The following is a 13,578-nucleotide window of genomic DNA, read 5'->3' as shown; positions in this document are numbered from 1 at the left end:
AGTCAGAGTTATGGCAGAGTCAGCACAGCAAATGACAACGATGGTGATCAATGAACCGTCGCCGCAATTTGCCCTTTGCATGAATAAGCAGAGCGTTCCCGTCGCTGATGACAATGAGTTGTTAGTGGCGATTGAATATGTGGCGTTAAACCACATCGACGCCAAGCTGGCAGCAGAAGGCTTTTGCCATTGGCAATATCCTCATGTGCTGGGCCTAGATGCGGTGGGAACGGTACTGAACGCGCCCGCAGGCGTGTTTCCCGCCAAGGGTGCACGGGTGATGTTCAACGCCAGCCTCGGCTCGCAAGGCATGCTCAAAGAGTATGCCACTGTTCCTAACTATGCGGTATCGGAAGTGCCCGCTGAGGTGCCAAGTGAGGTTGCGGCCACCTTGCCTAATGCCGGTATGACGGCCTTAGCAGCGCTCGACAAGCTGCAGCTTGAAGAAGGAGACAGTCTGCTGATTGACTCTGGCTGCGGGGCGGTGGCGCATTTTGCTATTCAGTATGCCAAGCTGCGCGGGGCTATGGTGTTCGTTTACAGTGAAGCAGGGGAGCATGAGCGGCTGAAAGCTTTGGGGGCCGATGTGGTATTTGATGCCAATTGCGAAGGGCTGGAGTGCAATATTAAACATGAGCTGGGTCCGGGCGGCTTTGATGCCATTCTTAACACCTGTGGTGGTGACTCATTCTTATGTGACCTAGAGCATTTGCGCTTTTGTGGCCGTATCGCCTGTTTAAATGGCTTTCCTAGTATTCCCCAAGAACTGTTATTCCGCCGCGCACCGAACATTTCTGTGGTGTCCCTCGGTGGTGCTTGGTTGGCGAACAGCTTATGCGCACAGCAAAAGCTTAGCTTTATGGGGCAACAGTTGATTGGAGACGTACAATCGGGAGCGATTATTGCGCCGGATCTGGAGGTGATCCCGTTTACCGAAGCGGCAGTGCGAGATGCGCTGACGACCTTATACAATCACAGTGCGCGATCGCGCCCGGTGGTCAAAATTCAGCCTTAATGCGGGTGTAGCACATTGTTTTATAAAAGGGCGCTTAGCGCCCTTTTTGCTGTTAGAAGAAATGAGTGTAAGAAACAGAGATAAAATCCAGGCCAGGATTCGGGCTTTTAAACCCTGCATTAGAATAATGCATATAGCGCACACCAATATCGGCATTTTCCATTTTATAAACCACCCCAACTCTGTCTTCAAATTGGTAGTGGGTGCTTACGTTTTTGCCAGCAAACTGGGTGTCGTCAAGTAGTGATACACCAATACCAAACTCCAGCACCAAGGGTCGTCCTTTGAATGTGGTCATCGGGTATTGAAACACCGGTGATAGTGCCACCACCACATTTTGATCGTGTTGATTGTCCTTGCCGTAACGCCAAAAATTGATGCTGGTCTCGAAGTACACATCAAACTGGGAGAATTGCTCGGGTAAATAGTCGTTGACGTAGTACTGATAGGCCAATTTTATGCCTTTAACATCACCTTCACCTTGAATGTAGTGACTGGCAACACCATGGCGAGGCTCTGCCTGAGCCGGCGTGATAACGAGCGAACTTAGCGCTAAGGTTAATGGGATGATTACTGCTTTCATACGTCTGTGTTTAGCTGCTAAAAAGTAGCGGTAATATCTATATCCACCCCTTTAGTTTCAATGCGCACCCGTGCACAACAACTGTGCCTTTATGGCACAAAAACCTTAATTAGCTGATTTTACTGGTGTTATTGATATGTGCATTTTTGGAACCAATGCTGTGCATTATTGTTTCTTACTTTGCGAAGGCCGCTGCGCTAGAATTTCACCATTCACAGCTCATTGGAATGCACTATGAAAGCATATCGTTATTTTTTATTACTCTTTTTTGCTGTTGCGTTTGGCTCAGCTCATGCTGCGCAAACCAATACGCCGTTTTCTCTGCTCAAGCAAGTGGGCGATAAGCTCTTTGTCGATATCGCCGCAGTCGATGCTCAAGGTGATGACAAAAAAGCCAAACTTAAAGAAGTCGTGAAAACACGGTTAATTCCGCACATTGATACTAAGTTTGTGTCGTTTAAGTTATTGGGTAAACACGTGCGCGAGATTAATAAGGGGCAGGCGCTGGCGTTCATTGATGCAGTGGAGTCGTACTTAACAGTGACGTATGCCGATGCCTTGATGAGTTATAAAGGCCAGGAAGTGCGTTTTATTAAACCTAACGGCCACGGTGACAATGGCTATGCCTCGGTAAAAACCGAAATTGTTGAGCCCGGTAAGCCAACCATAGATATTGTGTTTAAGCTGCGCCGCGATAAATCTGGCACCTGGCGTGTGTACGACCTCGTGGCTGAGGGCATCTCATTACTCAACGCGAAGCAAAAAGAGATCATTGCACGTATTAGCGAAGTGGGTATTGACCAGGTCAATCAAGAGCTCTCAGCGAAAAGTTAATCCCTTCCCTTTGGGGTGAGCGAGTAGCCTTTTACCCATGAGGCTCCCGATAAGGCGCTCACCCGCTTTTTATTATTAATGTAGTATTCCTTTACTACCCTTAGCGACTCAGCTTTGTTTACACTGGTCTAAGTACGTTAAACACGTGACTCTTAGCATTGAGGCGAGGTTGGTTATGCTGCCATGACGCTCAATCACTTCCTGATACAAGGTGGAAATAAATTCCGCTAAGGGCAGCTGCTCTTGGGCAGCAATGCGCTCTAAGGTATGCCAAATTTCATTTTCTAAAGCGAGGCTGGTAACCACACCTTGAATACGAATAGAGCGCTTTTTAACACTGTAGCGTTCAGGGGAAGTTGATGCATAGAGTTCACACATAGATTTCTCTGGGGTAAATAATGGCCAAAATGATTCATTCCATGATCCGCGTGAAAGACGCGCAACGTTCGATTCAATTTTACCACGATGTATTCGCATTGCAGGTGAAAAGAAGGGTCGATTTTGCTGATTTTTCACTTATCTATTTAGCTAATGAACACAGCAGCTTTGAACTAGAGCTGACCTGGAATCATCACAGTGATAGCGATTATGACCTAGGTAACGGCTATGGCCACCTCGCTTTTGCCGAGGAGCATCTCGAGTCGCTGCACGGCAAAGCCATCGTCGCAGGCTATCAACCCAAAGAAATCAAATCCTTTTACAATGGTGATGACTTAGTCGCTAAGTTTTTCTTTATCAAAGATCCCGACGGCTATGATATTGAAGTGATTGAACGCTCAGAGGTGTATAGGTAGGAACGAGCCAAGCACAGACTTGGCTATAGAAAATATGAATAAAGGTCATGAGTATAAGCAGTGAGTGAACGAATAAACCTATTTGCTTTTGCCAATGCCTACCATTAATACCTTAAATCGATTAATTAAGGTTAAAATTAAAATGAGAATCTTGACACTAGCTTGTTTCTTTTCTAGCTTATTTATTCGACACATTATTTGTGTTGTTTATTTGGAAATGATAAGAATAGATATATAAGGATATAAACATATGAAAAATTTAGCTATATCTTTGGTGGTTGTAGGATGTGTTGGACTCGCGGGGTGTCAAGCATCTCTAAAAGCCACGCATGAAAGGACAAGAGACAATGGAGATGGCTCAACTGATAAGACTACAGTTAGTGCTTGTGCAGCAACACACACGAGTCTATGTACGGGGCAAACCAATAATTTTATGAGAAGTATAGCAGAAATGGTTGCTAGCGTAACAGGCTTTACATATTCAGAGTGGCAGGGGTTAGATGTCGCAGAATATGAAATTCATATCAACCCCTCATTTGGTGCTACCGCGACAATCGATAGAAATGAAGCAACAGTAAAGGTATTTTCTAGTGGTCAGGAAATAAGCTCTCGTGCTTTCCCCGTAGTCAAAGTCGGGAATATCGCAAAATTTTCCAACCCTGAAAATATAAAGAATTGGTCATTGCAATTTGTAGATATCGCGGATAATGTCGAAATTGAATATGATACTACAGTAAAAAATCGCCTTGCGACGCCGGTTAGTGTCCAGCAACAGGTAAAGGAACAAAGTGAAATCCTTGCAACTGTAACCTATTCGGTTCCAGGGAACACTGGGTGTTCAGCCGATCCGGATGATGATTTCCATGAAACAGACCCTGACGCCTGTATCGGAATGTAGTTTCGATTAACAACAGTAAGGGGGATTTCTCCCCCTTTTTATTCTTACGAACACCTATGTATCGGTTAAAGTTTTTTCTTTACGTAGCTTTTGGTCTGCTAACTTCTTGCTCTTCTGTTATTAATATACCAGATAATAAGTCCATACATATGGTTAATATGAATGGTTCGACTTATTCTGTTCGTTCATATTACAGGCCAAGTGGAAAGAATATCTATATAAAAAGTCTAGATGATTTTAATAGTACACATGTTTCATCTATAAGTTTTGGTGAACGTTCAATTTCATTCTATGCTTCTAATTCATTAATGAGTTGCTTTGATTCAAATAATGTGGATTTGATATATGATGAAAATTACTTTTATCATGGTTTCACTGAGTTTTTTCCAAGAATTGATTTCGAAGTTTACATTGTACCAGAAGTGGGTTTTGATGTTACAATCAAGCGTAAAATAAAGTATAATGAACCACTTGCAATTATAATTTCAATGCCTTTAAAGTATTGTGATCTACCATCAATATACGAAACGTTTGTTAAGGCTGTAAGAGTAATTGTTCATGAGCTTTTTCATGTTTATATTTTTGAAAATAAGCGGGTGATTGATCATTATGATGAAGAATTTCTTGCTTATACAATAGATTTTTGTAACGAATATCTTTCTTCTAATGTCAAAGATCTTGACTTCACATATAATTTCAATGAAAAAGAGTTTGAAATGCATTATTACAATAGGAATAGAGGTGATAGAGTTTCCTATTCGGCAAGTTTAGGATTCAAGAAATTTGCAATTGACAACCTATTAGATGCAACTAAAAAGTTTGAAGATAATAAAAGTGAAAAAAATAGATATTTCTTGGAGAAAACCTGTAGTCCTATTTTTGACTTTGTTAGTGGTTACAAGCAGCAAAGCCACTGATTTACAGGGCGCAATAGATAGGAATGTTTATTATGGAAATTATATCGAGCTTAGCAAGGTTTCAGACAATTGCTATTCGGCACTATGGCTACACTATGTAACCGGAAAAGAGGTCAATAGCTCTAGCTGTGAACTGTGTAAAAGTAGTCTCGAGCGGAGTTATAATTGCGCATTATTTGAATCACATTACTTTGAGCAAAATAAAGATTATAATAGATCATGGAAGGTCCTTAATGATTTTTTGATTCTGAATAATGAAAGGTTAGACGATCATGAAAACATTAAAAATAGCATAGAGAAAAAATTAGGAAACTTAAAGTTTCTTAATAGTTTCTTTAAAGTTGATCCGTCAAAATTTGACGAAACAGTGCTTTATGTAGATACAACATTCCATCCATCCCTAGATTCTTATGGAAGCTTGAAGTCATTTACAGTGGATACTGCTGCTGGTCATTCTGGAATATCTAAGCCTTTGCCAAAGCCCTACTCAAGCTTTTCAATATCTACCTTTTATGGGAAAGAATATAGTGTAAATATAGGAGTAAAGGATATTCTAGGTTCTTATTTTCCAACCCTTTTCGAGTTAGAGGAAAATATTTTGGGTGTTAGTTTCTTAAATGAATTGGCGTCTATTAACCTCATCGAAAACTTGAAAAAGAAGAGCTCTAGAAGTGAACTATTCAGAGATCAAAATAATTTTTTCTTTACCGGAAGTATCGAAATGCGAGGAAAATTTATAGAGGGTGCTAATATTTGTATAGACTCTGGTTCAAGAACAACAGTTTTGATGCCAAAAACATATAAAATAATGAGAGACTTATTGCAGAGTGAGAGGGTGGTAAATGTTGGTGCGGATGAAATCATAGGTAAGATGATTGCCCTAGGAAAAATTGTACCACTTATGAAATTATACATTCGAGGTGATAACTTCTCTTTGGATAATGTACCCATATTATTTAGAGCAAATAACTCTCTTATTTGTAATCTCGTTTTGGGACAGGACTTTTTAAGCAAGTACATGAAATCTATTTCGATAAAGCATAGGTATGTTGATTTTATCAAACAGTAAATTTTTTAGGAGTTTCTTGGAGAGTTTTCTCTCAGCTTAAAAGAACTTCCAAAGTAGCGAGCAGATAGTGTGGATTATGGAGTTGCAAGTTTATTTACTTTACTGTTTTTATTTAAATTTTTATAAATATTATCGAACAATTTTCCGGTACCTCCTCAAGCGAGACTTTCTAAATGGTCCGCTTAAGCACATGAAAAACCTATTCACCGGGGATAATACTTTTCTCGCTCTCATTTGTAGTAAATATAGAATTATTGGTAGCGCCAGGTTATGAGGTAACAGTTAAAGTAGAAATGTGACGAAGACTATGTCTCATTTTACAACATTGAGTTCAAGATGAATGAGCCACCAATTCTTGTTTTTTGGTAACTCAAGCTACTCGATATGAGCTGGTAGTATCTCCCCCTCTCTCCTTGTGTTGTTAGTGGTGGCTTTATTTCAGTTTAGTCACTGATGTTATAGACTCTTTTTCGGTGGCAGGACTACATTGGCGAAGATAAGTCCGGCGACCAGCGACATAAAAATCAAAAAGGTTTGTTGACCGATGTGGTCGGCATAGACGAAGTCCTGTCCTTCAATTAGGGAGTTCAAGCCAATATAGGTTTTTGATCCCGGCACCAGTACGATTAGCCCTTGCATAGCCACAATGGAAGCGGGAGCGTTGGCAATGCGATTAAATAGATTACTAAAAATGCCTACGGCTAGGGCGCCGACAAAGGTGCCGAGGGTGTAATCTAAGTAGGCGGCGGAGCCAATGCTGGCACCATAGGCAATAAACCCCGAGGCAATAGACCACAGTGCGTGTTTGGTTTTGGTACGAAAAATAACCACCAAAGATAAGCATAACAGTAAAATTGCGAGCCAGGCGGTCCATTTCGGCAGCGGTTGTGGGGCCACAAAGTCAGCCTGACCAAACAGCGCAAAGCCCAGGCCAATGCCGATAAAAGCACCAAAATACAGCTTAAACAGCAACATGAAAGAGTCCATAACCCGTGCCGTGCCCGATACCAGATGCCGTGCCGCCAGCTCGGCGAGCCCGAGCGCCAGGGCGAGACCGGGAATAAACACAATAATGCTGGAGAGCACCACCAAGCGGATATTGATGTAAGGGTCGAGATAGACACTGACGGCGCAGGCGATCAGCGCCGAGACTACCGCCACTAAGGGCTCTAGCATGTGTGCCACGCGCTTTGAGCGCCCGGACCATAACACAAACAGATACACCACCAAGGTCAGCAATGCTGACCACAGCACATCGTTCCAGCTTGTGCCCATCAGCATAGCAAAGGCACCGCCGGTCATGGCAAAGGCACCTGCGGTGGTGAGTTTATTATAAGGCGCGGGCATCACGGCTATGTCGTCAAGGCGCTGATCGGCCTCACTAATGCTGAGCTCGCCATTAAGCAGCAAGTTTACCACTTCATCGGTATTGGCGAGGGAGCCAAGGTCGTGATCGCCGGGGTCGACGCGAGCAACATGAGTGTATTCATTCTCATGGCCTTCTGTCCAAATCACAAAGGTCACCGAGGTGGGCGACATTACAAACGAGGATTTGAGTTCCAAGTAGGTCGCCACCTCCATCAAATGCGCTTCTAGGCGGTAGGCTGGGGTGCCATACTTATGCAGCATTTTACCGAGCTTAACGATAAATTTACGCTTTTCTTTAAATTGGGCGTCTTCCACGCAGTGACCTCAAATCTTTAAAATAAAACAGCACCTTGCATTGCAGGCGCTCGCGCATTTTATTGATCTAAGGTTAACTGTCTACTGATTTCTATCAAGGTTTAAATGAATTTTTCGCTTCAATCCACTGCGCCATATATTGGGTGCTGCGCATGGTGTGGTGTTTGAGCATTTGCCCGGTGAAGTTATTGCGGCGATGGCCAGCTAAATCGGCGCGTATTCCATCAAGAGCCGTGATCAGTTGCTTACCGAGTGCTTCGCCGTTATAAAAGCGTTGCAGCAACTCATCGCCATGACGTTGTGCAGCAGTAAATTCGCTGGGTTGTTGATAAAGCTTAACTGAGGCATCGGCAAACAGCTGCGCGTCATTGCAAATGGCACCATTCCAAGGCAAATCCCCATGCATGCCCTCTGCGCCAATGGCGGTGGTAACCGAAGGCGTACGGGTGATCATGGCTTCGAGTAATTTGCCTTTAATGCCCGCACCAAAGCGCAGCGGCGCAAGACATACCCGTGCCGAGCTCATGGCCTGATGTGCATCTTCGGCCCAGCCCTTGATGATAAAGCCGGTTTTCGGGTTATGTAATGCAGTGGCCTTAGGCGGTGGGTATGAGCCGTAGATATGTAACTCAGCCTTAGGTAGCTGTTTGCGAATAAGAGGCCAAATCTGTTGTAAATACAGCACCGCATCCCAATTTGGCGCGTGGCGAAAATTACCAATGGTCATAAAGTGTTGGCGCTGTTCAAAACTCGGCCAATGCGAATGCAGCGCGGCGGTATCAACCATAAACGGCAAATGATGCACTAAGGCGTTATCAACCTTGAACACCTGCTCTAACAGCTGCATTTCGTAGCTGGAGATAATCAAGCTTAAATCGCAGCGTAAAATGGCGGCGATTTCTCTTTTGGCTAGATCACCGTGTAGGTCGTTATGACTAAACTCACGGCCCGCTTTGTGCGCTTCATGGCGAGCTCCGCGCAGGCATTGCAAGTCCTCGGTATCGAGCAGTTTCAGTGCCTCGGGGGCAAACTTATCCACGCGCCAGCCAAATTGCTCTTCCATCATAAACCGGTCGAACATAACAATATCCGGCTGCAACTCGCTGATATAGGCATCAAAGCTACTGCAATTAAGGGCGATATCGCGACAGGTGATACCATATTCGGTCAAATCTTGCATGTGTTCGGAGCGCTGTGCAGGAGAGGCAAACTCGACCTGCCACCCTTGACTGCGAAACAACTTTAATAACGACATCATGTGGCTGCCCGCCGCCGATGAATTCGGCTCTGGCCACACGTAGCCAATCACTAACACTTGGGTCATAGGCTTGACTCCCGTACTTGTAATTCAACATCTATCAAGGTGCGTACTGGGGCTTTATTACCCGCCATGATTTCTTTTAATACCGCCGTGGTGCGCCGGCCGATTTCTGCAGCGTCAATGCGCACTGAGCTCAGCGCTGGGGTCATCAACGCCGAATCATCCAAATCATCAAAGCCCACCACTTTAATGTCTTTCCCTGGGGTCAAGCCAACCTCGCGCATGGCCTCAATAAAGCCGTAGGCGATGACATCGGAAAAGCACACCACAGCTTGCACCGAGGGTGCTTGGCGGCGCAGTTTCTGAAAGGCTTGATGCCCGCCTTGGCGTGTCGTCGCAGAGTTAATGATGTGGCTGTGTACAGCACTTGGGTGCTCACTGAGCGCTTGTTCAAACCCCGCGAGACGCTCATGATAATCAGAAATATCACTATTGCCGCCGATAAATGCTAGCTCCTGCACCGCTTGGCTGAGGAGGTGTTCGGCGGCTAAAAATGTGCCTTTGCGATTGTCAGGCAAAATACATGGCGCGCTGCTTAAGCTAATTTCGCGCATGATATTAATAACTGGGAAGCCGCTTTGGATCAGCTCATTCTGCCATTGCTTATCCGTTGCCGGCGCAGGGCACATTACAAATGCGGCGACATTGTACTCTTTTAAGGTGTTGACCACTTGTTGCTGGCGAGCAAAACTCTCGCCGGTGTTAACCAACATGGGAACGAGCCCTAAATCATAAATATATTGCTCCAAGCCCACCGCTAACTGCGCCGAATACGGATTGGTTAAATCATTAATCACCAAAGCCACTAAACGAGAGCGCCTTGAGCGCAGCGACGCCGCATCGCGGTTGTATACGTAGCCCAACTCGGCAATGGCGCGCTCGACTTTTGCCTTACTTTTATCACTGACCTTGTCACTGTGGGTGAGCACTAAGGAGACCGTTGATTTTGATACGCCTGCGTGCTCGGCGACATCAAATATGGTGATTTTATCGTTGGGGTGCTTTTTTATCATGGCGTAATACAGCTGCAATATGACGGGCCATACTAGCTTAAATTGACCTAAATAGCAGCCTTGTGATGATGACTTTGTTACGCTGGGCATAGACCTATGACAGACGCGTAAGGAGACATTTATGCCCCAGGTTTTAATCACCGGTGCCAATCGCGGCATTGGCTTAGCCCTAGTACAAGAGTATTGTCAGCAGCAGTGGCAAATAATCGCAACCTGCCGCCATCCAGAACAGGCGCAGGCCTTACAACAACTGGCGCAAGCGCACAGTAACATCAGCATTGAGGCGTTAGATATCGGCGATAATGAGCAAATCGCGGCGCTCGCAGAGCACTACCATGACCTTGCGATTGATGTGCTGATCAGTAACGCCGGCATCTATGGCCCTAAAGGCTACAGCCTAGCTAATCTCGACTTTGCTGCTTGGCAACAGGTCATGGACATTAATGTGTTAGCACCGGCTAAACTTGCGCAAGCCTTTTTCCCGCATTTAGCGCGCGCCGACAGCGGTGTGTTTGCTGCGTTGTCATCAAAAGTGGGGAGTCACACCGAGAATACTAAAGGCGGTGGCTATATTTACCGCAGCTCTAAAGCCGCGTTGAACTCAGTGGTGAAAAGCCTCAGTAACGACTGGCGTGAACACGGCATTAAAACAGTGTCCTTACATCCGGGTTGGGTGCGTACACAAATGGGCGGACCCCATGCGCTTATTGATGCCAGTGAGTCGGCCCGTGGCCTAAAACAAGTCATCGACTCGTTGCAGATGTCGCAAAGCGGCGGTTTTTATAACTATCGCGCAGAGCAATTACCTTGGTAACCGGGCATTGGACCCAAAAAGTTGCTCAGTAACACTTAGGCATTAGAATACCTTTAAGACATTAACAGGAATCCATAACAATAAAGGAAAAATAATGAAAAAACGCTTTATTGCCAGTGTGTTGGGCTTAGCTTGTACGCTAAGCCTGAACACTCATGCGGCCCCTTCACAGGCAGCGGCACAATCGGGCTATCAAATGCCCTCGCCAGAGCTGGCGCAAGTCGTAGAAGCGAAGCTTGCACCCCGGTCGATGTTATCTCCTGATGGCCAATATGTGGCCTTACTTGAGCGTCGTCGAGTTGAAAGCTTGCAAGCATTGGCTAAACCGGAGCTCAAGCTCGCTGGTATTAAACTAAATCCAAAGAACTTCTCTCGCTCTCGCGTACGTAATAAATACACGGCGTTAAGCTTTAAGGCAGTGGATGGCAGCAAGAGTATCGAAGTCGACGGTTTAGGTGAGGGTATTATGCGCTCACCGCAATGGTCCAGTGATAGTCGCTACCTTAGTTTTGTGTGGGAAACTCCAGATAGCGCCACATTGTGGTTTTATGATATTGAAAACCAGGCACTGCAGCAGCTTTCAGATTTAGCCCTGAACTCAGTGGTGGCAGCTAAGCCCTATCAGTGGCTACCCGATGCCAGCGGGGTGATTATCAACCATGCTATCAATGCCGATAAACAAGCCCCTGAAGATGATGCCAGTACCGTGGTGCCGGTGATCCAGCAAACCACAGGGGAAAAAGCACCGGCCCGTACCTATCAAAACTTGCTCACCAGCCCTCATGACGAAGCGTTATTCAAGTTTTACGGGCAAGGGCAGCTGTATCGCGTTAGCCTCGATGGCAAGGCGACAAAAGTAGGTAAACCCGCGTTATTTCGTCGCTTTAGTGTTTCACCCGATAGCACCAATCTCTTGATTGGCGCATTGAATGAGCCGTTTTCTTATCAGGTGCCTTATTATCGCTTCGCCGCGACTTGGTCTGTCTGGGGCATGAGTGGCTATGAGCGTAAACAGCTGGCGCAACAGCCACTGGCGGATAATATTCCCCAGGGCTTTGACAGTGTGCGCACCGGCCCTCGTGACTTTGAATGGCGTGCTGATAAAGGGGCAACGGTGATCTGGGCTGAGGCTCAAGATGGCGGCGATATGAAAACCGATGTGCCGCACCATGATTACGTTTATAGCTTGAGTGCACCGTTTAAGCGTAAACCTAAGCTGTTTACTAAAGTAGAGCGTCGTTTCGCTGGTATTACTTGGGGTAACGATACGGTGGCAACCCTCAGTGAATGGCGCTTTAGCGATCGCATGTTACGTACTTGGGTTATTCAACCTGACGATGCATCCAGCTCACCGGTGCTTTTCTCAGAGCGCAGCTATAACGATGCCTACAAAGACCCCGGTAATCCGATTTACACCACCAACGACCTCGGCGCTCGAGTAATGAAAGTCATCGGCGACCGCTATGTGTTTTTACGTGGTAATGGCGCTTCAGAAAAGGGCAATATTCCGTTTCTAGACCGCTATGATGTAAAAACCAACAGCACCCAGCGGTTATGGCAAAGTGAAGCGCCTTATTATGAGCGCGTGGTGGGGATGCTTGATGATGAAGGGCGCCGTTTTATCACTGTGCGTGAGTCAAAAACCGAGCAGCCTAATTTATTTATTCGTGATTTAGACAATAATGCGTTAACTCAGCTGACCGAGTTCCCGCACCCGTACCCAGCATTTAAAGGGGTGCAAAAAGAGCAACTGCGTTATCAGCGCGATGACGGTGTTGAGCTATCGGGTACTCTGTATCTACCTCCAGGTTATGACCCTTCACAGGGCAGCATTCCGGTGCTGATGTGGGCCTATCCACTCGAGTATAAAGATAAAGACGTGGCTTCTCAGGTGCGGGAGTCGCCCTATGAATTTACCTATATCGGCTATTGGGGCCCAATGCCATATCTCGCTAAAGGTATTGCCGTGTTTGATGACCCGAAAATGCCCATTGTCGGCGTGGATGGCAAAGAGCCTAACGACACCTTCCGTAAACAGTTAGTAGCCAGCGCCCAAGCAGCGGTGGATGTACTGGTAGACAAAGGCGTCGCCGATAAAGACAACATCGCTATCGCTGGGCACTCTTATGGCGCCTTTATGGTGGCTAACTTGCTTGCCCACAGCGACTTGTTCAAAATAGGAATTGCCCGCAGTGGCGCTTATAACCGCACCTTAACGCCATTCGGTTTCCAAGGTGAAGAGCGTAACTTCTGGGAAGGGCAAGACGTGTACGCCAACATGTCGCCATTTTTCCATGTCGATAAGATTAACGAACCGATGTTGATGATCCACGGCAAGGAAGATCCCAACAGCGGTACCTTCCCAATGCAAAGTGAACGCATGTATGCGGCGATGAAGGGCCTAGGTAAGGATGCACGTTTGGTAATGCTGCCTTACGAGGCCCACGGCTACCGTGCCCGTAAGAGTCTGCTTCATGTTTTATGGGAGCAAGAGCAGTGGCTTGATAAGTATCTGCTCAATACCCCTAGCGAATAACTGAAACCATGCTAAAAGCCCGAGTTTATCTCGGGTTTTTTTATGCCTGTAAGCGTCAGTAAGACAGGGTGTTAGTCGCTGGATATTTGCTTCGCTGGTCA

The 13,578-nt window shown here is 45.8% G+C and carries 13 protein-coding genes; 8 read left to right on the top strand and 5 right to left on the bottom strand.

Annotated elements, in window-relative coordinates; genetic code table 11:
- Positions 1–10 precede the first annotated feature (10 nt).
- Positions 11–1,015 (top strand): zinc-binding dehydrogenase, encoded by a 1,005-nt coding sequence (locus tag EXT46_RS05965; protein ID WP_130145902.1) that lies wholly within the window; start codon positions 11–13, stop codon positions 1,013–1,015.
- A gap of 52 nt (positions 1,016–1,067) precedes the next feature.
- On the opposite strand, the gene EXT46_RS05960 is transcribed toward EXT46_RS05965, so the two are convergent.
- Positions 1,068–1,598: an acyloxyacyl hydrolase gene (locus tag EXT46_RS05960; protein ID WP_130145900.1), complete on the bottom strand. Its 531-nt coding sequence runs from the start codon at positions 1,596–1,598 to the stop codon at positions 1,068–1,070.
- A 234-nt stretch (positions 1,599–1,832) separates the two neighbouring features.
- Between EXT46_RS05960 and EXT46_RS05955 the strand changes: the two genes are divergently transcribed.
- Positions 1,833–2,432, top strand: a complete 600-nt coding sequence (locus EXT46_RS05955; RefSeq protein WP_022946612.1) for an ABC transporter substrate-binding protein — start codon at positions 1,833–1,835, stop codon at positions 2,430–2,432.
- Between the two features lie 108 nt (positions 2,433–2,540).
- Here the strand turns inward: EXT46_RS05955 and EXT46_RS05950 are convergent, their stop codons facing one another.
- Positions 2,541–2,810: a ribbon-helix-helix domain-containing protein gene (locus EXT46_RS05950; RefSeq protein WP_130145898.1), complete on the bottom strand. Its 270-nt coding sequence runs from the start codon at positions 2,808–2,810 to the stop codon at positions 2,541–2,543.
- Between the two features lie 20 nt (positions 2,811–2,830).
- Here EXT46_RS05950 and EXT46_RS05945 point away from each other — a divergent pair, with 20 nt between their 5' ends.
- The 4 genes from EXT46_RS05945 (at position 2,831) to EXT46_RS05930 (ending at position 6,110) form a co-directional block, all read left to right on the top strand.
- Positions 2,831–3,226, top strand: a complete 396-nt coding sequence (locus EXT46_RS05945; RefSeq protein WP_130145896.1) for a VOC family protein — start codon at positions 2,831–2,833, stop codon at positions 3,224–3,226.
- A 250-nt stretch (positions 3,227–3,476) separates the two neighbouring features.
- On the top strand, positions 3,477–4,124 hold the full coding sequence (locus EXT46_RS05940) for a hypothetical protein (RefSeq protein WP_130145894.1): 648 nt from the start codon (positions 3,477–3,479) through the stop codon (positions 4,122–4,124).
- Between the two features lie 56 nt (positions 4,125–4,180).
- Entirely contained in the window at positions 4,181–5,041 is an 861-nt protein-coding gene (locus tag EXT46_RS05935; RefSeq protein WP_130145892.1) for a hypothetical protein, read from the top strand.
- Positions 4,959–6,110, top strand: a complete 1,152-nt coding sequence (locus tag EXT46_RS05930; protein WP_130145890.1) for a hypothetical protein — start codon at positions 4,959–4,961, stop codon at positions 6,108–6,110. The genes EXT46_RS05935 and EXT46_RS05930 overlap by 83 nt, the downstream gene beginning before the upstream one ends.
- Positions 6,111–6,566: 456 nt before the next feature.
- Here EXT46_RS05930 and EXT46_RS05925 read toward each other — a convergent pair whose 3' ends face one another.
- From EXT46_RS05925 to EXT46_RS05915, 3 genes are all read right to left on the bottom strand, one after another.
- The gene (locus EXT46_RS05925) at positions 6,567–7,793 is read right to left on the bottom strand and encodes a threonine/serine exporter family protein (RefSeq protein ID WP_022946616.1); all 1,227 of its coding nucleotides are present in this window, start codon (positions 7,791–7,793) and stop codon (positions 6,567–6,569) included.
- Positions 7,794–7,887: 94 nt separating this feature from the next.
- Positions 7,888–9,117, bottom strand: a complete 1,230-nt coding sequence (locus EXT46_RS05920; protein WP_130145888.1) for a glycosyltransferase — start codon at positions 9,115–9,117, stop codon at positions 7,888–7,890.
- Positions 9,114–10,127, bottom strand: a complete 1,014-nt coding sequence (locus tag EXT46_RS05915) for a LacI family DNA-binding transcriptional regulator (RefSeq protein ID WP_045979043.1) — start codon at positions 10,125–10,127, stop codon at positions 9,114–9,116. The genes EXT46_RS05920 and EXT46_RS05915 overlap by 4 nt, the downstream gene beginning before the upstream one ends.
- Before the next feature lie 121 nt (positions 10,128–10,248).
- Between EXT46_RS05915 and EXT46_RS05910 the strand changes: the two genes are divergently transcribed.
- The gene (locus EXT46_RS05910; RefSeq protein ID WP_130145886.1) at positions 10,249–10,941 is read left to right on the top strand and encodes an SDR family oxidoreductase; all 693 of its coding nucleotides are present in this window, start codon (positions 10,249–10,251) and stop codon (positions 10,939–10,941) included.
- A gap of 94 nt (positions 10,942–11,035) precedes the next feature.
- Positions 11,036–13,477: a prolyl oligopeptidase family serine peptidase gene (locus tag EXT46_RS05905; RefSeq protein WP_130145884.1), complete on the top strand. Its 2,442-nt coding sequence runs from the start codon at positions 11,036–11,038 to the stop codon at positions 13,475–13,477.
- Positions 13,478–13,578: the final 101 nt, after the last annotated feature.

The organism is Pseudoalteromonas sp. CO325X, assembly GCF_004208955.1.
GTDB classification, from domain to species: domain Bacteria; phylum Pseudomonadota; class Gammaproteobacteria; order Enterobacterales; family Alteromonadaceae; genus Pseudoalteromonas; species Pseudoalteromonas ruthenica.
This window is presented reverse-complemented; position numbering and strand designations above follow the sequence as displayed.

Coding starts and splice junctions, on each gene's coding strand:
- EXT46_RS05965 (WP_130145902.1), top strand. CDS start 11: ATGGCAGAGTCAGCACAGCAAATGACAACGATGGTGATCAATGAACCG.
- EXT46_RS05935 (WP_130145892.1), top strand. CDS start 4,181: ATGTATCGGTTAAAGTTTTTTCTTTACGTAGCTTTTGGTCTGCTAACT.
- EXT46_RS05950 (WP_130145898.1), bottom strand. CDS start 2,810: ATGTGTGAACTCTATGCATCAACTTCCCCTGAACGCTACAGTGTTAAA.
- EXT46_RS05940 (WP_130145894.1), top strand. CDS start 3,477: ATGAAAAATTTAGCTATATCTTTGGTGGTTGTAGGATGTGTTGGACTC.
- EXT46_RS05905 (WP_130145884.1), top strand. CDS start 11,036: ATGAAAAAACGCTTTATTGCCAGTGTGTTGGGCTTAGCTTGTACGCTA.
- EXT46_RS05910 (WP_130145886.1), top strand. CDS start 10,249: ATGCCCCAGGTTTTAATCACCGGTGCCAATCGCGGCATTGGCTTAGCC.
- EXT46_RS05915 (WP_045979043.1), bottom strand. CDS start 10,127: ATGATAAAAAAGCACCCCAACGATAAAATCACCATATTTGATGTCGCC.
- EXT46_RS05955 (WP_022946612.1), top strand. CDS start 1,833: ATGAAAGCATATCGTTATTTTTTATTACTCTTTTTTGCTGTTGCGTTT.
- EXT46_RS05960 (WP_130145900.1), bottom strand. CDS start 1,598: ATGAAAGCAGTAATCATCCCATTAACCTTAGCGCTAAGTTCGCTCGTT.
- EXT46_RS05945 (WP_130145896.1), top strand. CDS start 2,831: ATGGCCAAAATGATTCATTCCATGATCCGCGTGAAAGACGCGCAACGT.
- EXT46_RS05920 (WP_130145888.1), bottom strand. CDS start 9,117: ATGACCCAAGTGTTAGTGATTGGCTACGTGTGGCCAGAGCCGAATTCA.